General features: G+C 68.4%; 23 protein-coding genes, 1 pseudogene and 1 other annotated feature. Of the genes and pseudogenes, 12 read left to right on the forward strand and 12 right to left on the reverse strand.

Annotation, left to right across the window (positions count from 1 at the left end; all coding sequences use genetic code 11):
- Positions 1-14 precede the first annotated feature (14 nt).
- Positions 15-869 (reverse strand): NAD(P)H-binding protein, encoded by an 855-nt coding sequence (locus tag CIK81_RS08040; protein ID WP_096197739.1) that lies wholly within the window; start codon positions 867-869, stop codon positions 15-17.
- 165 nt (positions 870-1,034) lie between these two features.
- Here CIK81_RS08040 and CIK81_RS08045 point away from each other — a divergent pair, with 165 nt between their 5' ends.
- Positions 1,035-1,628: a TetR/AcrR family transcriptional regulator gene (locus tag CIK81_RS08045; protein ID WP_096166868.1), complete on the forward strand. Its 594-nt coding sequence runs from the start codon at positions 1,035-1,037 to the stop codon at positions 1,626-1,628.
- Positions 1,629-1,994: 366 nt separating this feature from the next.
- On the opposite strand, the gene CIK81_RS08050 is transcribed toward CIK81_RS08045, so the two are convergent.
- Positions 1,995-2,963 carry a DMT family transporter gene (locus tag CIK81_RS08050; protein WP_114355603.1) on the reverse strand — a complete coding sequence of 323 codons (969 nt, stop codon included), beginning with the start codon at positions 2,961-2,963 and terminating at the stop codon, positions 1,995-1,997.
- Positions 2,960-3,274 (reverse strand): hypothetical protein, encoded by a 315-nt coding sequence (locus CIK81_RS08055; protein WP_147272349.1) that lies wholly within the window; start codon positions 3,272-3,274, stop codon positions 2,960-2,962. Before CIK81_RS08055 ends, CIK81_RS08050 begins: the two co-directional genes overlap by 4 nt.
- Before the next feature lie 140 nt (positions 3,275-3,414).
- Here CIK81_RS08055 and CIK81_RS08060 point away from each other — a divergent pair.
- Positions 3,415-4,661, forward strand: a protein-coding gene (locus tag CIK81_RS08060; RefSeq protein ID WP_241963872.1) for an IS3 family transposase whose coding sequence is annotated in 2 segments (ribosomal slippage) — positions 3,415-3,700 and positions 3,700-4,661 — 1,248 coding nt in all. Because the reading frame shifts where the segments join, the coding sequence is not laid out codon by codon here.
- Positions 3,693-3,821, forward strand: a sequence feature (AL1L pseudoknot). (Overlaps the previous gene by 129 nt.)
- Before the next feature lie 17 nt (positions 4,662-4,678).
- On the opposite strand, the pseudogene CIK81_RS08065 reads toward CIK81_RS08060, so the two are convergent.
- Positions 4,679-4,840 (reverse strand): annotated as a pseudogene (locus CIK81_RS08065) (TetR/AcrR family transcriptional regulator); the annotation flags it as partial.
- A gap of 181 nt (positions 4,841-5,021) precedes the next feature.
- Positions 5,022-5,684, reverse strand: a complete 663-nt coding sequence (locus CIK81_RS08070) for a FadR/GntR family transcriptional regulator (protein ID WP_114306582.1) — start codon at positions 5,682-5,684, stop codon at positions 5,022-5,024.
- 202 nt (positions 5,685-5,886) lie between these two features.
- Here CIK81_RS08070 and CIK81_RS08075 point away from each other — a divergent pair, with 202 nt between their 5' ends.
- Together CIK81_RS08075 and CIK81_RS08080 are read left to right on the forward strand one after the other, a co-directional pair.
- A complete protein-coding gene (locus CIK81_RS08075) occupies positions 5,887-6,276 on the forward strand; it encodes a hypothetical protein (protein WP_096166865.1) in 390 nt (129 codons plus the stop codon).
- A gap of 307 nt (positions 6,277-6,583) precedes the next feature.
- The gene (locus tag CIK81_RS08080; RefSeq protein ID WP_096166864.1) at positions 6,584-7,549 is read left to right on the forward strand and encodes an RluA family pseudouridine synthase; all 966 of its coding nucleotides are present in this window, start codon (positions 6,584-6,586) and stop codon (positions 7,547-7,549) included.
- A 41-nt stretch (positions 7,550-7,590) separates the two neighbouring features.
- Here the strand turns inward: CIK81_RS08080 and CIK81_RS08085 are convergent, their stop codons facing one another.
- The 5 genes from CIK81_RS08085 to CIK81_RS08105 form a co-directional block, all read right to left on the reverse strand.
- On the reverse strand, positions 7,591-7,965 hold the full coding sequence (locus tag CIK81_RS08085; RefSeq protein ID WP_141393748.1) for a hypothetical protein: 375 nt from the start codon (positions 7,963-7,965) through the stop codon (positions 7,591-7,593).
- Between the two features lie 71 nt (positions 7,966-8,036).
- A complete protein-coding gene (locus CIK81_RS08090; protein ID WP_096166862.1) occupies positions 8,037-8,378 on the reverse strand; it encodes a DUF6204 family protein in 342 nt (113 codons plus the stop codon).
- Positions 8,378-9,007 carry a TetR/AcrR family transcriptional regulator gene (locus tag CIK81_RS08095; RefSeq protein ID WP_096166861.1) on the reverse strand — a complete coding sequence of 210 codons (630 nt, stop codon included), beginning with the start codon at positions 9,005-9,007 and terminating at the stop codon, positions 8,378-8,380. Before CIK81_RS08095 ends, CIK81_RS08090 begins: the two co-directional genes overlap by 1 nt.
- A gap of 172 nt (positions 9,008-9,179) precedes the next feature.
- Positions 9,180-10,814 (reverse strand): alkaline phosphatase, encoded by a 1,635-nt coding sequence (locus CIK81_RS08100; RefSeq protein WP_114355605.1) that lies wholly within the window; start codon positions 10,812-10,814, stop codon positions 9,180-9,182.
- 137 nt (positions 10,815-10,951) lie between these two features.
- Complete coding sequence (locus CIK81_RS08105; protein ID WP_096166859.1) at positions 10,952-11,191, reverse strand: PspC domain-containing protein; 240 nt, start codon at positions 11,189-11,191, stop codon at positions 10,952-10,954.
- 330 nt (positions 11,192-11,521) lie between these two features.
- Here CIK81_RS08105 and CIK81_RS18730 point away from each other — a divergent pair, with 330 nt between their 5' ends.
- A complete protein-coding gene (locus CIK81_RS18730) occupies positions 11,522-11,653 on the forward strand; it encodes a hypothetical protein (RefSeq protein ID WP_255411060.1) in 132 nt (43 codons plus the stop codon).
- 118 nt (positions 11,654-11,771) lie between these two features.
- Complete coding sequence (locus CIK81_RS08110; protein WP_096166858.1) at positions 11,772-12,524, forward strand: phosphatase PAP2 family protein; 753 nt, start codon at positions 11,772-11,774, stop codon at positions 12,522-12,524.
- A 70-nt stretch (positions 12,525-12,594) separates the two neighbouring features.
- Here CIK81_RS08110 and CIK81_RS08115 read toward each other — a convergent pair whose 3' ends face one another.
- Complete coding sequence (locus tag CIK81_RS08115; RefSeq protein ID WP_114355606.1) at positions 12,595-13,020, reverse strand: VOC family protein; 426 nt, start codon at positions 13,018-13,020, stop codon at positions 12,595-12,597.
- Positions 13,021-13,552: 532 nt separating this feature from the next.
- Here CIK81_RS08115 and CIK81_RS08120 point away from each other — a divergent pair.
- The 6 genes from CIK81_RS08120 (at position 13,553) to CIK81_RS08145 (ending at position 22,282) form a co-directional block, all read left to right on the forward strand.
- On the forward strand, positions 13,553-16,465 hold the full coding sequence (locus CIK81_RS08120; protein ID WP_114355607.1) for a LamG-like jellyroll fold domain-containing protein: 2,913 nt from the start codon (positions 13,553-13,555) through the stop codon (positions 16,463-16,465).
- A gap of 428 nt (positions 16,466-16,893) precedes the next feature.
- Positions 16,894-17,892: a LacI family DNA-binding transcriptional regulator gene (locus CIK81_RS08125; RefSeq protein ID WP_114355608.1), complete on the forward strand. Its 999-nt coding sequence runs from the start codon at positions 16,894-16,896 to the stop codon at positions 17,890-17,892.
- 80 nt (positions 17,893-17,972) lie between these two features.
- Complete coding sequence (locus CIK81_RS08130) at positions 17,973-19,205, forward strand: extracellular solute-binding protein (RefSeq protein ID WP_096164442.1); 1,233 nt, start codon at positions 17,973-17,975, stop codon at positions 19,203-19,205.
- A 49-nt stretch (positions 19,206-19,254) separates the two neighbouring features.
- Positions 19,255-20,394, forward strand: a complete 1,140-nt coding sequence (locus CIK81_RS08135; RefSeq protein WP_114306506.1) for an ABC transporter ATP-binding protein — start codon at positions 19,255-19,257, stop codon at positions 20,392-20,394.
- Positions 20,391-21,326, forward strand: coding sequence for an ABC transporter permease (locus tag CIK81_RS08140; RefSeq protein WP_114307186.1), 936 nt, complete (start codon positions 20,391-20,393; stop codon positions 21,324-21,326). The genes CIK81_RS08135 and CIK81_RS08140 overlap by 4 nt, the downstream gene beginning before the upstream one ends.
- Entirely contained in the window at positions 21,326-22,282 is a 957-nt protein-coding gene (locus CIK81_RS08145; protein ID WP_241964076.1) for an ABC transporter permease, read from the forward strand. Before CIK81_RS08140 ends, CIK81_RS08145 begins: the two co-directional genes overlap by 1 nt.
- Before the next feature lie 96 nt (positions 22,283-22,378).
- Here the strand turns inward: CIK81_RS08145 and CIK81_RS08150 are convergent, their stop codons facing one another.
- Positions 22,379-23,176 carry a VOC family protein gene (locus tag CIK81_RS08150; RefSeq protein WP_096197996.1) on the reverse strand — a complete coding sequence of 266 codons (798 nt, stop codon included), beginning with the start codon at positions 23,174-23,176 and terminating at the stop codon, positions 22,379-22,381.
- Between the last annotated feature and the right edge of the window lie 187 nt (positions 23,177-23,363).

Here is a 23,363-nt window from a genome sequence, read left to right on the forward strand (position 1 = left end):
GGACGGTCCATGCGCTACCGGACAACTAGACCCTTCAGCTGATCGGTGATGCTGCGCGGTTCGCGCTCCAGGAGTCGCGAGAGCGAGGGGTCCGAACCCGAGAAGTGTCCGCTCCTGGTGGCCTGGAACATCGACAGAGTGAAGCGCGCGACCGCCTCGGGCGTACCGCTGGCCGTCGCATCGGACACCCATGTCTCGTCGTCGACGACGACGCGATCGATCTGGCGACCGGTGATCTCGGATGCGGAGGCGGCGAAGTCCGCGAGGGTGACAGGCTCGGGCAGCGTCAGATCTATCGGGCCTTCGTGTGGTTCCTCGGCTGTGATGATCGCCGCGGCCGCCTCAGCTGCATCGCGGCGGTCGATCCAGGAGAAAGGGCCGTCGGCGGGCATGGCGATCACGCCCGTTTCCTGCCACGCACCGAGCAGCTGGGTGGGGTCGCCGTAGAAACCGTTGCGCAATGCAGTCCAGGCGACTCCGGATGCTTCGAGATGCTGTTCGGTGGCGGCGTGGATCGCGAGCGGCGGGTAGGGCGTGTCGAAAGCTGTCCCCTGGGCGCTCGTGTACAAGATCCGCTGTGCTCCTGTGTCGACGGCTGCATCAATGGCCCTGTGGTGCTGCGCGACGACGTCAGCAGTGAGGTCGCTCGAGGAGACCAGGAGGACCTGCTCGGCGTCAGCGAAGGAGTGGCGCAGGGCCGCGGGGTTGTCATAGTTCGCTTGCCGTACCCGGACCCCTCGATCGGCCAGGTGTGCCGCACGCGCGGGGTCGCGAACGCTGACACCGATCTGGTGTGGCGGTATCCGCTTGAGGAGGTGGTCGACCGTAGCCCCATTGAGGGCGCCTGTAGCTCCGGTCACAACAATCATCTGAACGTCCTTTCGTGCAGCGGTGACCCGGCGTGCAGCTTTGCTCGAGCGCCGGGCGAGCGGCGAACTTGAAGTTGACTCTCGTGGTCAACTTCCTGCGGTCCATCCTGCACTAACTTGACTGCTAGGATCAAGTTAGTCGTCGATCCGGGAGGAGTATGCGTCATGGCCGACTCTCGAAGTGCGCCAGCTCTGCGGGCGGATGCCCGCCGAAACGTCGATCGGATCCGGCATGCGGCGGTGCAGGTTTTCCGGGAGCAGGGGTTCTCTGCACCGCTCGAGGAGGTCGCCGCGGTCGCCAATGTGAGCAAGGCGACCATCTTCAATCGGCTCGGCGGGAGGGTCGGGCTGATCGATGCTGTCCTCGACGACGTCGTCGCGGGGGAGCTGCGGACTGTCATCGAGGATGCGCGGTCCGTCGTCGAGGTCCGAGAGCGGATCTGCTCCTACATCGGTGCACTCCGGGACCTGCAGTATCGACTCCCCGCGGTCAATGACGTCCTGCTGCAGGAGTACCGAGACTCCGAGCCTCTGCTCGCTCTGTGTCATGCCGGGACGGCTTTCCACGACAGCCTCGTCGCTCAAGGGCATGCCGCAGGCGTCCTGGTTCACGATTTCACGGCTGCTGATTTCCAGGCGCTCGCCCGAGACAATGCCCTGGCACTCAAGTACGGCGGCCGGCCGCCTCGCGCTGACTACGATCGCCGAACCGCGTTCGTCGTCGGCGGGATCTGCATATCGACGGGTGCGTTGGCCTGACCTCGCGGATTCAAGCAGATAGCCCTACGTGCGCGAAAGCGGTGGAGTTCCATTTCAAGGTGTAGCGGAGTTCCGCTTTGACCTCTGGACGCCACGTTCACTGCCTGCTTGAGCGCAACGTGTAGAAGTTGCACTACGGGTTCATGGCTTCCGTGAACCTGTCCGAGTCCCGTAACTGTGAGCCTGTCCGAGCCCCGTAACCCTCCCGGGCCGAACGGCGAAGTCGACCTGCGAGGTCGCGCGTGGTGACCGTCGAACGGTCGGTCCGTGCCGGTGCTCGGTGCAGTCCGAGATTTCGCTCTGACGTCTGCGGAGGGTCACTTGGCCCGTTGTGGCCACGACGCGTCGCTCGCGAGGACTCTGTGCTCATCGCTCACGGGAACTCTGTGCGGCCAGTTCCACGGTGTCGCTGCATCGTGGAAGGGGGTGATTCTGGATCTTGTCCGCGCGTGTCGCGGGGGCGAAGGACAGCACGAGCAGCGAGGTGCAGATCCCCGCTATCCCCGCCCATGCGAGGAGGGGGAGGCGTTCTCCGACGATCACCACGGCGAGGACCGCGGCCACGGCGGGCTCCGCAAGGGTGAGCGTTGTTGCGGTGCTCGCGGCGAGGCGCGTGAGGCCGTAGCCGAAGAGTACGTAGCCGAGGAACATGGGGATCAGCGCCATGTAGGCACTGACCGTGAACGACTGGGCGTCGGCGAGGAGGGGCGCGCCGGAGATCAGGAGCACGGGCATCAAGGCCGCTCCGCCCAGGCCGAAGACTGCCCCCATCGCCGCCGCTCGGCCGATACCTCGGTTGATGAGGCGGTGGGCGCTCCATGAATACACGGCATAGGTGCCTCCAGCAACCAGGCCGAGCCCGACGCCCGCGATCGTGGGGAGCGCCTCACCAGGTGCGTCGTGCATCTTCGCCCCGCTCAGCACCGCGCTTCCCGCGATGCCCAGAATCGCGGCGAGCATCCACCAGCCGTTGAGTCTGCGACGTTCGACGACGCATTCCAGGACCCCTGACACGATCGGGGCGGAGCCGAGCGAGACCACCGTGCCGACGGCGACGCCGGCCAAGTGCATCGAGCTGTAGAACGCCAGCGGGTAGATGGCGACGCCGGCTGCGCCGGCCATCACCGTTCCACGCCGCGAGATGAGGGCGGAGCTCTCTCGGCGCAGGGACGGGACGGCGATGGCGGCTTGCAGGAGGCCGCCGACGCCGAGCGCGGCGGCGCCTATTGTCAGGGGGCCGACGTCCGGCGCGAACGTGGCGGCGGTCCCCGTGGTGCCCCAGAGGAACGCGGCGGTGAGGACTGCGAGGATCCCGGGGAGCGAGCCGCGGCTCACAGGTCATCCAGCATCTGCGCCGCGAAGTCGCGGGCCCGCTCCAGTCGCTCGGGTGTGCCCTCCAGGCCCGCACGGGTGACCGACCCTTCGACGAGATAGCTGAAATGCTCCGCCAGCTCGCGCGCTCGTGCGTTGTCCGTGAGGGCTGTCAGCCCCTGAGCGAGGAGTCGCTCCACCTGCTCTTTGTGAATGCGCACAGAATCACGGGCCGGGTCGCCGGCGGGGAACTCCGATGCTGCGTTCAGAAGACCGCATCCGCGGAACCCCTTGGCATAGGCGTCGTTCGCGTGGTCGATATAGGCGTCGAACACGGCCAGCACCCGGCCGCTGTCCGTAGAGGCGGTGGAAGCGCGGGCACGGTACAGACCGACCCACTCCTCATGGCGGGCATCGATGAAGTGAATCGCCCCGGGTCTGGTGGAGGCTCTGATTCCACGGGAGGATGAGGAGCATGGCAGCACCGAGGAAGTACCCGGACGAGCTTCGGGAGAGAGCCACGAGGATGGCTGTTCAGGCGCGACTGGATCCATCGACGAGGTCGGGCACGTTCCGTCGTGTGGGCGAGCAGCTCGGGATCAATCCCGAGACTCTGAGGAATTGGGTCGTGCAGGCCGAGGTTGACGAGGGGCACCGTCCCGGGACCACGACTAGCGAGTCCCAACGCCTGGTCGAGCTGGAGAAGGAAGTACGTGAGCTGCGCCGGGCGAACTCGATCCTGAGGTCGGCGTCGGCTTTTTTCGCGGCGGAGCTCGACCGCCCACAGCGTTGATCGTGGAGTACATAGACCAGCACAAGCATGAGTTCGGCGTCGAGCCGATCTGTCGGACGCTAACCGCAGCGGGCACGCAGATCGCGCCGAGCACGTACTACGCGTTCAAGACCCGCCCACCCTCGAGACGGGCAGTGCGCGACGAGGAACTGCTGGTCCAGATCCACCGCGTCCATGCGGCGAACTTCGGCGTCTACGGGGCGAAGAAGGTCCATGCGCAGTTGCGGCGGGAGGGCATCTCGGTGGCGCGCTGCACGGTCGAGCGACTCATGCGCGTCGCGGGGTTGCGAGGGATCAGCCGGGCCAAGGGCCCGCGCACCACGATCTCCGGTCGCGGTCCGGATTCTCGTCCTGACCTTGTCGAACGTGACTTCACGGCGACTGCTCCGAACCAGTTGTGGGTCGCGGACATCACCTACTGCCGAACCTTCGCCGGCTGGGTGTATGCCGCGTTCATCATCGACGTGTTCTCCCGCCGCGTGGTCGGCTGGCAGCTGTCGAAGTCGCTACGAACCGACCTTGCGCTGGACGCGTTGGAGATGGGCATCTGGGCCCGCGATCACGCAGGCCAGTCCGTCACCGGGCTCACGCATCACAGCGATAAGGGCGTTCAATACGTCGCCATCCGCTACACCGAGCGACTTGCCGAGGCCGGCGCGGTCGCCTCGGTCGGCTCCACCGGCGACTCGTATGACAATGCCCTGGCCGAGGCCTTCAACTCGCTGTTCAAGGCCGAACTGGTCCGCAACCGCGGGCCCTGGAAGAACATCGACGACCTCGAGATCGCGACCGCGGAATACATCGACTGGTTCAACCACCGGCGTCTGCACGGCGAGATCGGAATGATCCCGCCCGTCGAGCTCGAGGACACCTACCATCACAACAACCCCGCACCGGCACCCGCCGACGCGGCACTTGCGAGCCTCTAACAAACCCGGGGCGATTCAAAGGCACTGACGAGATCCGCCTTGGAGGAGAAGTTGTTGTAGAGGCTCTTCCGTGCGACCCCGGCCTCAGCGGTGATCGTATCGATCCCCGTGGCGTGCACTCCGTCGGCGTAGAAGAGCCGTGCCGCGGCAGCAAGCAGCCGCTCTTTCGCAGTCCCCATACCTGTGCACCTCCGCAGTAGGCAGACCAGTCTACCTACCGGAGAAGCTGTCCGGGCGCAGGGTCGATCCTCCGCACCTGCGACGGGAGCGTGGGCCGGAACCCGGCTGCATACGAAGGGTCGGCGAACCAGCCTGGGCCCGGTCGTCTCGTCGGCCGGCGCCGGACCCTGTGGTCGTGTCCTACTCCATCTTCAGCGTGAGCAAGTGCGTTCTCGCCAGCGCTGATGCTGTCTGACCGTCGCGGTCGGCGATCGCCTCGAGGATGGCGGTGTGTGCGTGCTGATCGACGTCGCTCCCCAACGTGCCCCGCAGGCGCAGCAGCTCGATCATGGCTTGCCTGCTGCGCGGGGTGAAGCTGTCGAACAGGTCGACGATGAGCGGATTGTGCGATGCCGTCACGACAGCTCGATGGAACGCGATGTCAGCGTCGACGTGCGCGTCAATCTCAGTTCGCTGACTGTCACGCTCAGCTGCGGCATGCCTGATCGCGCGCAGCTCGACGGGAGAGCGTCGCTCGGCGGCGAGAGCGGCGGCTTCGACTTCGACCGCGATGCGGGCCTCGATCACCGAGTTGATGTCTGCCATGCGCAGCGCAACGCCCCAGTCCTCGACGATGTCGAGCGCATCGACGAAGACGCCGGCTCCTTGCCGGGTGGACAGCACCCCCTGTCCTGCGAGACGGCGGATGGCTTCGCGCACGGTCGATCTGCCGACTCCGAGCTGCGGGCCGAGCGTGCTCTCTCCGGGAAGCTTCGATCCCAGCGGCCACTCGCCCGCCCGAATCCGGTCGAGGAGCAGATCTGCCGCTTGCTCTGCGAGCGGGACGCGTGTCACCTGTGCCATGAACCCTCCACCGCGCTACTTGTCTGAGAAGTCGTGCAGAGCCTAGCTCATCTGTGCATGGGGGCATCGATGCGCGGCGGTGCCGACCGGGGAGGATGCGGATGGCTCGTCGCGACAGAAGCTGGTGCAGTTCAGGTTCACCGTGTAGACACCGTCCTGAACGCCAGGCCTGCGTCCTGGCAGCGCTCAGGGAGGTCTTCATATGTGCGATGAATCCGTCGTCCCCTCGTTCCAGCCGACCGACGAATGGCGCGAGGACTGGCCGTACGGTGTGTCGACGTCCGTGCAGGTCCTGGCGTCCGTCACCGGCCCGGCTGCGACTCGCGCGGTGCAGAGTTTCCTGAAGCCCCTCACGCACAACCCGGACGCCGATGTGCCCGACGGCGTCAGCCTCTACTACCAGGGTGGATTCACCGTGGAGTCCACGCCGCCGGCCGCTGGCGGCGCCTGGAAGATACTCCTGACCTCGGCCGGCGAGGACGGGTTCGACTCCCTCGAGAGTGCAGCGGACGACCTCACGGCAGCGCTGCGGGCGACGCCCGGCGAGGTGCAGCTCGCCTGGCACGAGTTGCCCGCCACCCAGGTGGACTGACCCGGGAAGCCACTCTCCGCCTGCGAGGGCAGCGCAGAGCGGTTCGCGCCATCGCCCGCATCGTCGGCCGGCACCTGCATCGTCGGCCGGCGCCATCGCCCGCATCGTCGGCCGGCACCTGCATCGTCGGCTGGCGCCGCGCCGAGGTGCGGGAATGTGGGCTACGGTGCCGTCGGAGTCGTCGGCACTGCGGCCCCACGTCGGGGCAGGGGTATGAGGTGGAGTGAGGGTGTCTGAGGCAGAGGGGCGTCCGGTGCGGGGACGTCAGGACGGGGTCGACGTGCGGCCCGCACAGCCTGGAGCTGCCGTGGCGCAGGAAGAAGCCACCGGGCAGGGAGGCGCCGGACGGAGCGAGCAGGCCCGCACGATCACCGTCGACAGCGAGCACGCCGGCCGACGGTTGGACAAGTTCTTGCGTTCGCGCCTCAAGGGCGTCCCGGCGGGATTGGTGTTCAAGCTCCTGCGCCAGGGAAGACTGCGCGTCAACGGGCGCAAAGAGCAGCAGGGGTACCGCCTGCAGACGGGCGATGTCATCGATGTCCCGGCGCTGCGGATCGACGACGCCGCCGTGCCGCGCGGCGCAGTCCCGGCATCGCTGATCGACCAGCTCCGGGGCACCGTTCTCCACGAGGACCAGGACCTCCTGATCATCGACAAGCCGGCCGGTGTGGCGGTCCATCGGGGCACCGACGTCTCTGCCGGGGTGATCGAAGCGTTCCGTCAGCTCCGACCCGGACTGCCCGCGCTGGAGCTCGGCCACCGATTGGACCGCGATACGTCGGGCGTGCTCGCCATGGCGAAGAGCCCGTCGGCGCTGCGGTATCTCCACACGCTCCTGCGCGAGCGGGAGGACGAGATCGAGCGCCACTACCTGGCCGTCGTCGCCGGGAGCTGGCCGTCCGACATCGAGGTCCTGGACGCACCGCTGCGGCGCGAGGACGCCCGTGTCGTCGCCGATGCAGATGGTCAGCGCGCCGAGACCCGTGTCTGCGTGAAGCAGCGCATCAGAGATCGAGCCACCCTCGTGGGCGTCCGCCTGCTGACCGGGCGGAAGCATCAGATCCGCGTCCACCTGCAGCACGCGGGGCACCCCATCGCGGGCGACGACCGCTACGGGGACCGTCGCTTCAACCATCAGGTGGCGAGACTCGGCGGAAGCGGGCTCCACCTGCATGCCGAGAAGCTCGTCATCCCCCGCGCCGACGGCACGGATCTCGTGGTCACAGCGCCGATGCCTCCGCGCTGGGAGCAGCTGCTGAAGGCCGGCCTGTGACCGACAGCCTCATCTGCAACGCGTCCTGGGGTCCGAGGTGGTCACAAGGGCTCGGCCACAGGGATGAGGAGCGTGCGCAGCTGTGCGATCTGTTCAGGCGGCAGACGTTCGAGAAGCCATTTCTCCGCGGCGTCGTCGGTGAGACTGATTGCGTCGTCGACGAGCGATCTTCCGCTGTGGGTCAGCTGGAAGTGACCCTCCTCCGTGCACTGAACCCATCCGAGCTTCTCCAGGGGACGGACTCTTCGAATTGTCTGCGATCGGGGTGAGCGCAAACGGTTCGCGAGTACCGCACGATCGATGCCCACGGAGCCGATTGCTGTGAGCGCCCGAAGGTCATCGATGGTGATGCCGATTCGGGACAGCTTGGCGTCCATGGCCGAAGCGATGGCGGCCTGTGCGTCCGTGAGCAGCATCGTGCTCTCGAACCCCCTCGACCTGCGTGCGCCCGAGGGATTCTCGTGATCGTGCTCCGGCGGTTCTGTCATCAGTATGAGTGCCCTTTCCTGAAGCGCATGTCGTCGACGCAAACGGCAGTGGTGTCGACGATTCGCCCTTGGTATCCACGGTTCTCCAGATCGGTGGCTGCGCTGTCCTCCACCTGGAGCCTGGCGAGGAGCTCTGCATCGACCGGGTTCGGTTCGTCGACGACGACTTCATACCGGAACTGATATCCGACGAGCTCCGGGCCGTACAGGAATGTGCCCTCCGGGCTGAAGCGCGCACTGAACATTCCGTGGTTGCCCTGTTCAGCCAGCAACCGCGTGCGCTGGTCCGATGTCAGGCCCATGAATCTGCCCCAGACGGTCATCCGATAGGTGCGTTCCATCAGCGATCATCCGTTCTCGTGGCTCGGTCAAATGTCGTGACGATCTCGTTGGCCGCCTCGTCCGCCGATGTCGGCAATGCGCCCGCCGTGAGGTGCGCCGCGACGGCATCCACCGTGGAGCGGAGCATGTAGGCCATGAGCCATGGGTCGAAGGCCCGCATCTCCTCGCGGCGTTGTCCGTCTTCGAACAGCTCGATGATGCCCCGGAGCGAGTCCTTCCCTCGGGAGTCGAAGCGGTCGAGGTCGAAGCGGCTCTGATAGCGCGCCACTGCGATCAATGCACTCGTCTGGAGTGGCTGGTCCGTGCAGAACTGCAGGTATGTGCGAATGTAGTCCTCGAGTCGTCTTCTGCTCGCGGCGGAGCTGGCCAGCACCGCATCGATCGACGGGCCGATCTTCGAGATGACGTTCAGTGCGACGGCTTCGGCGAGTTCCGCCTTGTCGGCGAAGTTGCTGTGGACTGCACCCCTGCTGTAGCCGGCATGCTCAGCCACTGTGCGGAGCGACGTATCGGAGACACCGAGCTGAGCGAACAGTTCGGTCGCGGCGTCGATCAGCCTGCTGCGCGTCACTTCTCGGCTTTCGTCGCGCGACATGCGGACTCGTGTCTGCGGGGTCTGGCTCATCATGCACTGGACGATACCACGTGGTATCTGGATGCCAAGTGGTATGTGCTGGGGTGTGGAGTGGCCCGTCGGGCAGTGGAGCTGATCGGACAGCTGGTAGCGGACCTCTCGCGGTCGTTCGTGTGATGTCCCCGGACCGCTGGCGCCCTAGGGCGTCGCGCCGCTCGGCGCGAGGTCAGCGCTGCGGCGTCAGGGTCCGGGTGTACTGCACGTCACCGTTGGCATCGATCAGCTCCACGGTGAACGACTCGCCCTGCGGGGCGATCTCGACCCGGCCGAAGAACTGGCCGGTGCCGTCGCGCGGGGAGCCCATCGCCGGGCCGGCCTTCTGGAAGTCCACCTCGGGCCCGAACGTCCCGTCCATCTCGTTGGGACCGAAGGAGCCGGAGTTGATCGGACCGGCCACGAACTCCCAGAACGGGTCGAAGTCCGTGAAGGCGGCCCGGTCGGGCGAGTAATGGTGAGCGGCGCAGTAGTGGACGTCGCCGGTCAGGAACACGACGTTCCGAGTCTTCTGCGCCTTGAGGCCCGAGAGCAGGCGGGCGAGCTCGAGCTCCCGCCCCAGTGGCGCGCCGTTCTCGGCGTTGGCGATCGACTCCTGGCCCTCCCCGTCGGGGACCACGATGCCCAGGGGGAGATCGGCGAGGATCACCTTCCAGGTGGCCTGGGACCTCCGCAGCCCCTTCAGCAGCCACTGCAGCTGCTCCTCGCCGAGCATCGGCGTCGACTGCTGCTCGAGGCCGTCGGTGTTCTCGCTCTTGTGCGTCCGCATGTCGAGCACGAACACGTCCAGGTCGGGACCGCGCTCGATCAGGCGGTAGATGCGCTCCGGCTCAAAGCCGCTGCTGGGCGACAGGGCGCGCACGTCGGCGATCGGCTGGTACTCCTGCCAGGCGCGTCGACCGCGAGCGGCGAGAGTGTTCACGTCACGGATCGTGTAGGCGTCGTCCTCGAGCACCTCGCCGGGCCACCAGTTGTTGGTGGTCTCGTGATCGTCCCAGGTGGCGATGACCGGCACCTCGGCGTACATCGCACGGATGTTGTCGTCCAGGAGGTTGTAGCTGTGGCGGCCGCGGAACTCCCGCAGGGTCTCGGCGACCTTCGCCACCTCCTCGGTCACCACGTTGCGCCACACGGCGCCGTCCGGCTCCTCCAGGGTCTCCGCGATAGGGCCGTCGGCGTAGATCGTGTCGCCGGCGTGGAGGAGGAAGTCCGGTGCGAGCGTGCGCATCGTCTCGTAGCCGAACATGCCGCCGACGTCGGGATTGATGCCGTACCCCTGGCCGGCGGTGTCCGCCGTCCACACGAAGGTCTGCGCGCCGTCGGAGCGCTTGCCGGGGGCCGTGCGGAAGCGCCCGGCGCCGACCTCGCTGCGTCGGCCGTGCTCGTCCTCGAAGAACAGTTCGGTCTCGAACGCCGTTCCGGCGGGCAGGCCCTCAGCACTGATCCGCGCCGTGAAGTCGGTGTCCGCGGCGGCCCACGGCCCGCGGAGGGAGATCGGCTGCCCGTCGGCGCCTGCTCCTCTTGCGCGGCGTCGGCCGCCGGTGGGGAGGCGCTCGCCGTCCGCATCGAGGGCGTGCAGCACGGCATAGAGGCGTCCCTCGCCGGAGGCGCGGGACCAGAGCACCGCGGAGCTCGAGGTGACGTCCCCGGTCTGCAGACCCGAAGGCAGGGTCAGGCGGGAGCCCGCGGGACCGGAGGGCGTGCCCGGTGCTGCGACCGCGGAGCCGGTGGGGAGTGATGTGGCCAGGGCTGCGGCGGCCGCGCCTTTCAGCACGGCCCGACGGTTCGGCGACGAGGAGATGTCCATCGCTCCAGTGAACGGCAGCCCCGTGACGAGCCGGTGGCGTCAGGATGACGGCAGGGAGACGAACCGGAGCCGGGTCGCTCGGACCCGGCGCGGTTCGGCGTGACCGAGCGCGCTGAACCTGTGGGCCTCCCGGTACGTCAGCTCCCGAGGACACGCTCCGCCGGGATGCTGCCGTCCTGCCAGGGAGTGAGGATCCAGACCGCCAGATATGCGCCGACGCCCAGCACCGGAAGCAAGAAGGAGGCCAGGACGAGTGCACGCACCAGCCACACGTTCAGCCCGAGCTTGTCGGCGATGCCTCCGGCGATGCCGCCGACGAGTCGCCGCGGTCCGCGTCGGAAGCCGAGGCCGCGGAGGGAATCAAAGAAGTTGTTCATGTCGGCCACAGTACGCAGGCGCGGCGGTCGCCGCAGTAGGGATGGCCCCAGGATCAGGATGAGGAGAACCGTAGAGATCCCCTGCACCACACAGGTCATCATCGTCGAGGCGCTGCGGTCCGTGCAGGAGGAGGGCTGGCTGTGACGGTCGACGAGCTGATCGAGCTGATCGAGCTGATCGAGCTGATCGAGCTGATCGAGCTGACGGAGCTGACTGGGCTGACCGAGCTGTCGGGGTCGTAGCCAGCGAGTCTGCGGGCACGTAGGGTCCCAGCATCTGGAGCGGCCGCACGGGCGCTCCGCGAGCGACACGGAGAAGGAGTGATCGACATGCTGAACTGGCTGATGCGACTCCGACGAGCGAGCGGGGATGCGAGGGCGGTGAGCCGCGGCCCGGAGGCGGTCGGCAAGCGCGCCGGCCGCCGCACCGCGCACGGGCTGCTGCGGCGGCTGCTCCGCTAGACCTCGGCAGGGGTCCGTGACACGGCCCGCAACGGGCGGCTCCTGAGGGCCGCCGTCGGCCGTGACCTACGGCGACTCCGCTGAACACATGGGCGTCGGAGACTAAGCTGAACACCCGATGGTCTCCGACGCCTCTGAACATCCCGAGCCCTCGATCGATGACACTCTCGATCGTGGTCGTATCAGCGCCCCGAACGTGACCTGGACCGGCCTGCTCACCTCGGCGCCGGCTCTAGCCGCAGGCCTGATCTTCGTCATCCTCATCGCGTCGGGCCCGATGGAGCGCTGGGACTACCTGCTCGCTCACCGCTGGCTGCGGAACTATCAGCCCGAACTGCTGTGGTTCGCCCAGAACGTCCTGGACCGTGTCGCCAGCCAGGCCATCTGCCTGCCTGTGCTCTGCGTGACAGCGATCGTCCTCGCCCGTAGGCGGAGGTCCTGGCGACCGATCAAGGTCGCTCTGCTCGCCGAGTTCGCCTTCCTCGCAGGCGTCGGCGGGATGAAGGTCGTCTTCGCCCGGCCCGTGACGTACTCCCGAGAGCCCGGTTTCTTCGAAGGCGGCCTGATCGACATGGGCGCCAAGGGCATCAGCTTCCCCTCCGGTCATGCGGCGGAGTCGATCCTCATCTTCGGTGCGGCCGTCTACCTGCTCGCCCACTACAGCGCGGCGTCCCCGCGACTCGTGCGCCGCCTGCGCTGGGTGGTCGCCCTGATCGCCCTGAACTCGGTGGTGGTCTCGTTCCTGCTGGGCTGGCACTGGATGAGCGACCTCCTCGGCGGCCTCCTCCTGGGCGGGTTGCTCCTGCGGCTCATCACCCGGTGGGACGAACGCGGACGTGAGCGGCAGGGCGATGCGGCCGTCGGTGCGTGAGCGGTCGGCGGTGCACGAAACTCGCTGAGGCGACCTGTGCGCCCACCGGGGCGGCGGGGCGGCGGGCGAGTCAGCCCAGCGGCTCGGCGAGCGCGACGATGATCCCCTCCGGGCCACGCAGATAGCAGAGCCGATATGCCTGCTCGTACTCCACGATCTCGCCGATCAGCTCCGCTCCGTGCTGGAGGAGCTGCGCGACGGACTCCTCGACGTCCTCGACCTCGAACATCACCGAGCGGTACCCGAGCCCGTGGGGCTCGTCCTTCGGGCGCTCGACGCCGACGGCGGCCGGAGTGGCGAACTGCGAGAGCTCGATCCTGCCCGTCCCATCGGGCATGGCGAGCATGGCGATCTCCGTGCGCATCCCGGGAAGTCCCGTGACGCGCTCGGCCCATCGTCCGCTCACCTCTGTGCGCCCTTCGAGCTCCATACCCAGCGCGGTGAAGAAGCGGGCCATCGCGTCGAGATCCTCGACGATGATTCCGACGTGGTCCATGCGTCTCATGCCCATGGCGCAGAACGTAGCACCGCGGGGGCTCCGAAGGCAGTACCGGCAGAGGCAGGGGCAGTGGCAGGGGGCGGCTGCCGTCGCCGCTTGACGGGACGGCCGCGGCGGCGGCGACCACAGCACGGTGAACGACCAGGGGAGCGCCAGCGGGGGCACGATGACGATTCGTGGAAGTTCTGGGGGAGTGCCGGGCAGATGACGGGCTGGGTACGGAGGGTCGCCTGCGCGCCATCTGCCCGCCCACGAAGGTTCGCATCCTCGGCACGCCACGGTGGTCCTGGCTCCATAGCGTCGTGCGCGGCCCGTCCACTCCTCACTCCTGGAGCCCCTATGTCCGCCACCTCCTGGCGTTCTGCCCCGCTCACCCTCGCCGTGGCCGTAGCCCTCGGCCTGACCCCCCACCCTCACCTCCGCCGCCCATGCCCTCCCCGCCCTCGCCATCTCCGCCCCCGCGCATCCGGCCGCCCCCACGGCCCGAGACGCCCTGCCGTCGGCCGCCGTCGAGGCGCCCGAACCCGACGTGCTCGACGTCGACATCGCCGATTCCGGTCTCCAGGAGCAGACCTCGGATCGCACCGTCACGCCGTTCGGCCCCGAGCCGACGATCGCCGAGGACCCTGCGCTCGGCCGCGAGGTCGCCTCGTACGACGGCACCGGCGCGACCCGGTACGACTTCGCCGACGGCTTCGAGCGCACCGCCCACGCCGTCACCCTCGAATGCACCGTCCGCTTCGACGACGGCCTCACCACCGGCACCGACGAGTCCACCGGCAACTTCTGCGGAGCCAAGGAGGCGGGCGGCTACTCGCTGACCGCCTACGGCTCGACCCTGAAGATGGTCGTGAACATCGAAGGGACCTACTACTCCGCAGGCACCGAGATCGACGAGGGAGTCTGGTACCACGTGACCGGGACCTGGGACGGCGAGACCGTCGCGCTGCACCTGAACGGCGAGAAGGTCGCTGAGACCCCGACGGAGGGATCGACGGTCACGCCGCCGACGGCCGCCGCTCGGCAGTTCTTCCTCGGTGCGGACACCAACAGCACCGGGTCCCCGCAGTTCCACGGCACCGTGTCCGTGGCCGATGCCGGCATCTACTCGCGCGCACTGACCGCGCAGGAGGTCACGGCCCGCTACGCCCGCAGCTTCGCGGACCGGTCGACCGAGCAGGTGTCGTTCACCCCGACGAGCCCTGCCGAGGGTTCCGAGCTGACCTCGCCCACCACGCTCGCGGGCACCCTGGAGAACCCTGAGCTGCTCGCCGCCCCACTCACCTACACCCTGGACGGCGCCGAGAGCGCGCTCGGGGACGAGGTGGGCCCCGGGCTGAGCGCCGGCGATCATGTCCTGGCGTGGTCCGGTCTGGACGCCTTCGGCGAGGAGATCACCGGGGAGATCACCTTCTCCTCGTCCTCGATCCCCGTCGGTGCCGGTGCCTCCCAGCGGCCCGGCGCTCGATCGGCCCAGCTGACCGCCACCGCGGACAGCCCCACCGGAGACGATCTGCGCACCACCTTCCTCGAGGGCGACCTCTCCTCTGCGACGGGCACCGAACAGGGCGTGATCACTCCCGCCGACATCGCCGACGACGGCTCCGTGCCCGGCGACGTCGAACTCCAGGACGCCGCCTCTGTCGAGGACCCGCTGGACCCCACCGATCGTGAGGAGCTCGAGAGCCCGGTCAGCCAGCAGGTGCCCGCCCTGCGCACCGAGATCCCGTTCACGCAGGCCGGACAGACCGTCCTGTGGCGAGGTCAGGTCGACCCCGCCCGCGAGGTGCGCCTGCTGCTGCTGAACGAGGAGACCGGAACGTACGAGCAGGTGGACGCCGCACGAGGCTCCTCGGACGCCGCGACCGAGCTCAGCGCTCCGGCCGCGGCGGAGCACGGAACCAGCGGCACGGTGCACGCCCTCGTGCTGGGCACCGATCCGTTCGCCGACGATCTCGACGAGCCGGTGCGCGACGGCTTCGAGGACCCGGACAGCTACGACTTCTCCCTCCTACACCTCACCGACACCCAGTACCTCTCCGAGGGCGCCACCGAACGGCCCAGCGCCGAGGAGCGGGAGGTCTGGGCAGACGCCTACGAGGACTCCTACCGCTGGGTCGCCGAGCACGGCGAGGAGCACAAGCTCGCCTATGTGGCCCACACCGGCGACATCATCGAGAACTGGAACACGAACAACGAGGACCGGGCCAAGGCCACCGAGGAGTTCGAATTCGCCTCCCGCACCCAGGAGATCCTCGAGGACACCGGGGTGGTCCACTCCGTCCTGCCGGGCAACCACGACAACCGCGGCGGCAACGACATCGGACAGGACAGCCTGTACAACGAGTACTTCGGGCCCGAGCGGTACGAGGCGCTCGCCGAGCAGCAGTCCTGGAAGGACGCCGGCGCCGAATATCACCCGTGGAAGCCAGGGGACAACGAGAACAGCTACACCCTGTTCAGCGCCGGCGGCCAGGACTTCATCGCGCTCAACCTCGGCTACCTGGTCACCGAGGAGGAGACAGCCTGGGCGAGCGACGTGCTCGACCAGTTCTCCGAGCGCAACGGCATCCTCCTCACCCACGCGTACAACAAGCCCAGCTCCGAGGAGGACGGCCGCGGCGGCTCGTTCTCCCAGGACGGCGCCATCATCCGCGAGCAGCTGCTCGAGAAGCACTCGAACGTCGCCCTGGTGCTGTCCGGCCATGAGCACGGCGTGAGCATCGGAGTGCGCACCGACGTCGGCGATCCCGGGAACAACGTGGTCGAGCTGCTGGCCGACTACCAGTTCTACGAGGTCGGATCGGACCAGCTGGGGCTGACCGAGACGGGCGGCTACGACCAGGACACCGGCCTGCGTTTCGGGGCGGCATTCTTCCGCCTGCTGCAGTTCGACCTCGACCGTGGAGAGGTCTCGGTCGACACGTACTCGCCGCATCTGGACGAGTTCGGTGCCACCGAATACGACACGAAGGACCGGTACAACGGGCATGAGGACGACTTCCGCCTGCCGGTCCAGTTCCAGGGCCGCACCACCGGCTTCACCACCGATGCGTTCCTCGGCCTCACCCCGAGCGACCGGGTGATCGACGAGCTCACCCATGCGTCCGGCGAGCAGGCGACAGCGATGTGGCGGGGCCTCAGCGCGGGCAGCCCGTACGGATGGTTCGCGGTCAGCCGTGACGAGTCCCGGGCCGTCGGCGCTCAGGAGCTGCGGACCCTTGCGCTGAAGGGCGAGGACGCCGAGGGCATCGTGCAGCTGGGCGCCTTCAGCACCTCCGCGAAGAAGCGCGCCACCCACCCTGCTGATGCTGATGCTGATGCTGATGCTGATGCTGATGCTGATGTCGACGAGGCCGACGCCGACGAGGCCGACGCCGACCTCGAGGCCGGCTCCGACGCTGACACGCGGAACGAGGAGGATCCCGAGAGCACCGAGTGACCCGAAGGGGTCCGCGTCGCAGCGATCGCGTCGGATCCAGCCGCCGGAACTGCACGGGGCCCGTCGTCCACTGGGGCGACGGGCTCCGTCGCGTCGGCCGACGGTCGGCCCTCGTCTGGTCTGCTCTCGTCTCGTCCGGCTTCGTCTCCTCTCATCTCGTCTCATCTGGTCTGCTCTCGTCTCGTGTGGATTCGTCGTGTCCGGCGTCGTCTCCTCCAGGCTCCTGGTCGTCCGCGAATGAAACGTGTTTCAGGAGTGATCTGTGCGTTCTCGATCCAGAAGGCGAGGACTGACCTGCAGGAACGGCGGCGCGGCGAGCGCTGCGAGAACCGATGCGTGAATGTGATTGACACCACGATGAAACGACTGCACTCTATGGTCATCGGCACCGAGGCCGATACCGGCGATCGAGTGCGAGGTGGGCGAGCATGCGCAGCAGCACCACGATCCGCGATGTCGCCGCCGCGGCAGAGGTCTCCATCTCGACGGTCTCCCGCACGATGGCGCATCCCGAGCTGGTCGCCTCCGGGACCCGTGAGCACGTGCTCGCCATCGCCCGCGATCTCCGGTACCGGCCGGCGCTCGGTCCGAGCACCGACAGGGCCCGCCCCGGGATGCTCGGCCTCGTCGTCCCCGATCTCGAGAACCCCTTCTTCGGCCTGATCGCCAAGGGCGTGCAGGCCCGCGCCCGATCCGCCGGGATGCTTGTGGTGGTCAGCGACATCGAGGAGGACGGCATGCTCGAGCGCACGATGCTCGAGTCGATCGCCTCCGGTGTGGACGGACTGATCCTGTGCTCGCCCCGCGGCGACGACGAGAACATCCTCGACGTCGCGCGGCGCGTGCCCACCGTCACCGCGAACCGCGAGGTCACCGGGGTTCCCAGCGTGATGTTCGACGAGGACCGCGGCATGACGTCCTCGCTGCGGCACCTGCAGGCGCTCGGCCACCGCCGCATCGCGTATGCGGGCGGCCCGCTGCAGTCCTGGACCCATCGCCGTCGCGCGCAGGCGGTCCATCGCTTCGCCGAGCAGGAGAGCGATGTCGGGCTGATCGACCTCGGCTCCTTCCAGCCCTACCTCAGCGGCGGCCTGGGCGCCGCCGATCAGGCGCTCGCCGCCGGCGTCACCGCGATCGTCGCCTTCAACGATCTGCTCGCCCTGGGCATCCTCGACCGGCTCGCGCAACGCGGCGTGCGGGTCCCGGAGGACATGAGCGTCACCGGGATCGACAACGTGTCCGCGGCGACGTACGTCCGCCCGCACCTGACCACGGTCGATGTCCCGCGTGTGCGCATGGGGCGCACCGCCGTCGACCTGCTGCTGTCGACCATGCACGACGGGGCGCCCGCCCCGTCCCCGATCCTCCCGGCCGAGCTGATCGTCCGGGATTCCACCGCTGTCGCACCGGTCGTCGTCGACCGGTGACCATCCCCGCGTCGGCCACGGCCTGCGCATCCGGCTCCCGCCACGCCGCAGTGACGGGACATCACCAGGAGGAACCCGTCATGCGCACCACCCTTCGCCCCACCCTCACCCGTCGCACCGCGACCGTCGGGCTCGTCGCCGTCGGCGCCGCCGCGGGTCTGGCCGCCTGCTCCGCCCCCGGCTCCGGCGGGGGAGAGTCCGACGACGCTCCGGACGAGGAGATCCCCGAGACCCCGTCCGAGGCCGTCGCGCTGAACATCTTCGACGTGGCCGGTGCCCAGAAGGAGCTCGGTCCGATGATCGAGAAGTGGGCCGAGGACCATCCGGAGATCGTCTCCTCGGTGAACTTCGAATCCGGCGACGCCCCGTCCCTCGTGGGCCAGATCAAGCCGCAGGTGGACAGCGGCCGTCTCGAGGTCGACCTGGTCCTGACCGGCAACGACGGTCTGTCCGCCGGGATCGGCTCGGACCTGTGGATCCCGCTGATCGACTCCTACGGGGACCGCCTCGGCAACCAGGACACCTACCTCGAGGCCGCCGCCTCGATGCAGGAGCTCGCCTCCGGCTACGGCATCGTGCTCTCCTACTACCCGTCGGGTCCGCTGCTGCAGTACAACCCCGACAAGGTCGACGAGGTCCCCACCACCCCCGAGGACCTGCTGGCCTGGGCGAAGGAGCACCCCGGTGAGTTCGGCTACGCCCGCCCCGCGAACTCCGGGCCCGGCCGCACCTTCCTCATGGGGCTGCCGTACATCCTCGGCGACTCGGATCCCAAGGACCCCGAGAACGGCTGGGAGAAGACCTGGGAGTACCTCAAGGATCTCGGCCAGTACGTCGACAACTACCCCAGCGGCACCGGTCAGGTCATCTCCAACATGGCCGACGGCAGCTGGAACATGATCCCGACGACCACCGGCTGGGACATCAACCCCCGGGCCACCGGGCAGCTTCCCGCCGAGTACGAGGCCGCCGCGTTCGACGAGTTCACCTGGGTCACCGACGCTCATTACGCCGTCATCCCGGTCGGCCAGAGCGCGGACAAGATCTCCGCCCTGCTCAACCTGCTCAACGGCATCCTCGAGCCCGAGTACAACGCGATGGCCTACGACGAGGGCTACTTCTACCCCGGCCCCGCCGTCGAGGGCGCCACCCTCGACCTCGCTCCCGAGGAGAGCCAGAAGGTCGTCGAGGAGTTCGGTCGCGACTGGTACGACGAGCTCATCGACTCCGCCCCGCAGGAGACCCCGCTCGAGCCGGACCTCATGGTCAAGGCCTTCGACCTCTGGGACCGCGAGGTCGGCAGCCAGGGCTGAGCGCGCATCCGCGACCGGACGACCACCGCAGAAGGAGAGGCGCGACGAGATGACCACGTCAGCCGAAGAGTTCGACACCATCCGCATCGAGAACGTGGGCAGGCGATTCGGGGGCACCACGGCCCTCCAGGGCTTCGACCTGACCGTGCAGCGCGGCGAGTTCATCGCCCTGCTGGGCCCCTCGGGCTGCGGCAAGTCCACCGCCCTGAACTGTCTGGCGGGGCTGCTCCCGCTCACCGACGGGTCGATCCACGTCGGCGATCAGCGAGTCGACGTGCTGCCCCCGGAGAAGCGCGACTTCGGGATGGTGTTCCAGAGCTACGCCCTGTTTCCGCACCTCACCGTGGAGAAGAACGTGGCGTTCGGTCTGCAGATGCGCGGGGTCTCCCGCAGCGAGACCGCCCGCCGGGTCGCCGAGGCACTGCGCCTGGTGCGCCTGGAGGACCAGGCCAAGAAGCTTCCCGGCCAGCTCTCCGGCGGCCAGCAGCAGCGCGTCGCGATCGCCCGCGCGGTCGTCATCGAGCCGCGCGTGGTGCTGATGGACGAGCCGCTGTCGAACCTCGACGCGAAGCTGCGGCTGGAGATGCGCACCGAGATCCGGCGCCTGCACCAGACGCTGGGTCTGACCACCGTCTACGTCACCCACGACCAGGAGGAGGCGCTGTCCCTGGCCGATCGCCTGGTGGTGCTGCGCGCGGGGCGCGTCCAGCAGATCGGCACCCCGCAGGAGCTGCACGACAACCCCGCGAACTGGCACGTCGCCGACTTCATGGGATACCGCAATCTGCTGGAGGCCACGGTCTCCGCGGACGCCGACGGACAGGGCCGGGTGCGGATCCGGGCCGACGACCTCGAGCTCGTCGGCACCGCGGTGAATCCCACCGCGGCAGGGGAGACGGTGCGATTGGCCGTGCGCCCCACCGACCTGGTCGTGCAGGCTTCGCAGAGCGCGGCGGCCTCCCCGGTCAACACCATCGCCGCCGACGTCGAGATCGTCGAGTACCAGGGGCGTGACTACGCGGTCGAGGTGCGCACCACCGGAGGACGCACCCTGCACGTGCGCTCCGACCACGCTCCCGAGGTGGGCACGAAGGTGCTGCTCACCGTCGATCCGTCGCGGGCGCTGGTCTATCAGGAGGATCTCGACACCGCGACGACCGTCGCCCATGACACGGCGGTGCCGGCATGACCGCCTCGGCGGTGGGCGGCACGAAGCAGACCCGCGGCACCGCCAGCCTGCGCCACCGTCTGGCCGACCGCGGCATCGACTCCCAGCTGCTGCTGATGGTGCCGGCGATCGTGTTCATCCTGGCGCTGTTCGTCTACCCCTTCGCCTACGGCTTCGGGCTCACGCTCCAGCCCACCGAGGACACGGTGGACACCTGGGGCGGTGGGATCCTGGCGAATTACGTGCGCTTCTTCGGCGATGCGTTCACGGTCGAATCGGTGTGGCTCACGGCGCGTCTGGCGATCCCCGCCGCGCTGTTCAACGTGCTGGTGTCGATCCCGCTGGCGATCAAGCTCAAGCCGAAGTTCCGGGGCAAGCAGCTGATCTCGACGCTGCTGGTCCTGCCGATCACCCTGGGCACGGTGCTCACCGCGCAGGGCCTGCTGATCTTCGCGGGCCGCCAGGGCTGGTTGAACCACACGCTGATGAACCTCGGGATCCTCGATCAGCCGCTGACGCTGGTGCACAACTACATCGGCGTGCTGCTGTCGCTGATCATCTCGGGATTCCCCTTCGCGTTCCTGCTGATCTCGTCGTACCTCTCGGGGATCGACCCGTCGCTGGACCGGGCGGCCCGCGCGCTCGGGGCGGGCTGGGCGCAGCGATTCCTGCGCATCACCCTGCCGCTGCTCGCGCCGGGGCTGGCGACCACGTTCATCCTCACCTTCGTGCTCGCCTTCAGCGTCTTCCCCTCGGCGACGCTCGTCGGCGACCCGAGCGGATCCACCCGTGTGCTCGCCGTGGTCGCGTACCGCTTCTTCGGTGAGCAGTTCGACTATCCGATGGCCTCGACCGTCGCGATCATGATGGGCCTGGCCGAGCTGGCCGTGGTCGCGACCGTGCTGCTGGGCCGTTCATTCCTGTACAAGGGCTCGACAGGGGGCAAGGGCTGATGACCATGCAGAACGTGGAGAGCGCTCCGCACGAGGACGCACCCACCACCACCGAGGTCGGGCCGCTCACCGCGCCGACCCCTCCGGCCCCGAATCCGGCGGCCGACCGCATCCCCGGCGACCGCGCGCTGTCCGCGCAGCCCAGCACCTGGGTGGCGTGGGCCGGCATCGCCGCCTTCCTGATCTTCCTGCTGGGAATCCTGATCAGCGTCGTCATCGACTCCTTCGGCACGGCCTGGTTCGCCAAGTGGCTGCCCGAGGAGTTCACGGCCGGCTGGTACTCGGAGGCCTGGTCCCGCTTCGAGCTGGGCCACGTCATCCTGGTCACGCTGGTCGTCGCGATCTCGGTGGTGGCGCTGTCGATCCTCATCGGGGTGCCCGCCTCCTACACGCTCGCCCGGCGCCAGTTCCCCTTCAAGAAGGCGGTCACGGCGCTGTTCCTGCTGCCGGTGATCATCCCGCCGATCACCTTCGGCATCCCGTTGGCGACCGTGATGTACAACTTCGGGCTGGGCCGCACGGTGCTCGCCGTGATCCTCGTGAACCTGGTGCCCTCGGTGCCGTTCGTGATCATCACGATGACCCCGTTCATCGAGCAGATCAATCCGGCGATCGAGAACGCCGCCCGCATGAGCGGAGCCCGGATGCGCCACGTGTTCGTGCGCATCCTGGGCCCGATCCTGGTGCCCGGGATCCTCGCTGCGGCGATCCTGGTGCTGGTGCGCACCGTGGGGATGTTCGAGCTGACGTACCTGGTCTCCGGACCGGGAACGGACACCCTCGTGGTCTCCATCTTCCGCGCGATGACATCGGCCGGCGGTTCGGAGCCGCGACCGCTGGTCTCGGCGATGGCGTTCCTGTACACCGCGATGATGCTGATCACCCTGATCATCGCGCTGCGCTTCGTGAACCCGACGCAGCTGGTCGCGCGCGTCAGCGCCGGGGACGACGACTGACGCACGGCAGGGGCGACTGACGCGCTGCGGGGACGGCTGACGCACGGCAGGGGCGCCCGGATGCCCGGGCGCCCCTGCCGTGCGTCGACGCGGAGTTCAGCCCTCCGGGACGGCCTCGCTCATCGCGCTGATCTGGAACGATGCTCCGCACGGATCGGCGATGGTCGCGATCCGTCCGAAGGGGGAGTCGACCGGACCGTCGAGCACGGTGCCGCCGAGCTCGGCCACCTTCGCCAGAGCCGGCTCGGAGGCCTCGACCCCGAAGTAGACGCGCCAGCCGGCGGCGGCCTCGGGCATCACCCCGGTCGCATCGCCCAGTCCCCAGCTGGCCTGCTCCCCGGGGCCGTTGGTCCAGTACCGGAACGAGGTGTCCTCCATGGGGTCGCTCATGGGTACGAGGTTCGCGTCGAACACCTCGGTGTAGAAGGCATCGGCCGTGTCGAACTGGTGTGTCATCAGCTCGAACCACACGGGGGATCCGGGGCCGCCGGTGAACTCGAAGCCCTGATTCGTTCCGGACTGCCACAGCCCAATGACCGCCCCGGTCGCATCGAGGGCGACGCACATCCTCCCGAAGTCGCTGAGCGAGTCCGGCGGCATCACGAGGGTCCCGCCGGCGGCGGTCACCTTCTGGGCGCGCGAGTCGACGTCGTCGACCTCGAGGAACACACCCCATTCGGCCTCGAGAGGCTTGCCCTCCGGGCAGGTCATCCCGGTGACGTCCATGAGGCCGCCGACGAGCGCGCCCTCCCGGCGGATCAGGTGGTAATGGTGGAAGTCCTCGCCGAGGTCCTCGAACTCCCAGTCGAACAGGCCTGCGTAGAAGGCCTTCGCGGCGGGCAGGTCGGTGACGCTGAGATCGGTCCAGGTGCTGGTGCCGGTGGTGCGGGTCATGTCTCCTCCTGAGATGGTGGGCTCGCGGGCCCGGGCTGCTGTCTCCACGCTAGGAGCCGGCGTCGGCGAAGGATTGTCCGATCGTGCGCACCTTGCTCGAGCCTCGAGCCCGGCGTGGCGGCGTGGCGGCGTGGCGGCGTGGTGACGAGCTGGCGTGCTCGGGTCATGCGTTCGTGCAGCTCGACAA

Origin of the sequence: Brachybacterium sp. JB7, from assembly GCF_003335205.1 — a bacterium.
Lineage (GTDB): Bacteria > Actinomycetota > Actinomycetes > Actinomycetales > Dermabacteraceae > Brachybacterium > Brachybacterium alimentarium.

Excerpts from the sequence above, each read along its gene's own strand:
- CIK81_RS08040 (WP_096197739.1), bottom strand. The coding sequence starts at position 869 with ATGATTGTTGTGACCGGAGCTACAGGCGCCCTCAATGGGGCTACGGTC.
- CIK81_RS08045 (WP_096166868.1), top strand. The coding sequence starts at position 1,035 with ATGGCCGACTCTCGAAGTGCGCCAGCTCTGCGGGCGGATGCCCGCCGA.
- CIK81_RS08070 (WP_114306582.1), bottom strand. The coding sequence starts at position 5,684 with ATGGCACAGGTGACACGCGTCCCGCTCGCAGAGCAAGCGGCAGATCTG.
- CIK81_RS08075 (WP_096166865.1), top strand. The coding sequence starts at position 5,887 with ATGTGCGATGAATCCGTCGTCCCCTCGTTCCAGCCGACCGACGAATGG.
- CIK81_RS08085 (WP_141393748.1), bottom strand. The coding sequence starts at position 7,965 with ATGCTGCTCACGGACGCACAGGCCGCCATCGCTTCGGCCATGGACGCC.
- CIK81_RS08090 (WP_096166862.1), bottom strand. The coding sequence starts at position 8,378 with ATGGAACGCACCTATCGGATGACCGTCTGGGGCAGATTCATGGGCCTG.
- CIK81_RS08095 (WP_096166861.1), bottom strand. The coding sequence starts at position 9,007 with ATGATGAGCCAGACCCCGCAGACACGAGTCCGCATGTCGCGCGACGAA.
- CIK81_RS08100 (WP_114355605.1), bottom strand. The coding sequence starts at position 10,814 with ATGGACATCTCCTCGTCGCCGAACCGTCGGGCCGTGCTGAAAGGCGCG.
- CIK81_RS08105 (WP_096166859.1), bottom strand. The coding sequence starts at position 11,191 with ATGAACAACTTCTTTGATTCCCTCCGCGGCCTCGGCTTCCGACGCGGA.
- CIK81_RS18730 (WP_255411060.1), top strand. The coding sequence starts at position 11,522 with ATGCTGAACTGGCTGATGCGACTCCGACGAGCGAGCGGGGATGCGAGG.
- CIK81_RS08110 (WP_096166858.1), top strand. The coding sequence starts at position 11,772 with ATGGTCTCCGACGCCTCTGAACATCCCGAGCCCTCGATCGATGACACT.
- CIK81_RS08115 (WP_114355606.1), bottom strand. The coding sequence starts at position 13,020 with ATGGACCACGTCGGAATCATCGTCGAGGATCTCGACGCGATGGCCCGC.
- CIK81_RS08125 (WP_114355608.1), top strand. The coding sequence starts at position 16,894 with ATGCGCAGCAGCACCACGATCCGCGATGTCGCCGCCGCGGCAGAGGTC.
- CIK81_RS08130 (WP_096164442.1), top strand. The coding sequence starts at position 17,973 with ATGCGCACCACCCTTCGCCCCACCCTCACCCGTCGCACCGCGACCGTC.
- CIK81_RS08135 (WP_114306506.1), top strand. The coding sequence starts at position 19,255 with ATGACCACGTCAGCCGAAGAGTTCGACACCATCCGCATCGAGAACGTG.
- CIK81_RS08140 (WP_114307186.1), top strand. The coding sequence starts at position 20,391 with ATGACCGCCTCGGCGGTGGGCGGCACGAAGCAGACCCGCGGCACCGCC.
- CIK81_RS08145 (WP_241964076.1), top strand. The coding sequence starts at position 21,326 with ATGACCATGCAGAACGTGGAGAGCGCTCCGCACGAGGACGCACCCACC.
- CIK81_RS08150 (WP_096197996.1), bottom strand. The coding sequence starts at position 23,176 with ATGACCCGCACCACCGGCACCAGCACCTGGACCGATCTCAGCGTCACC.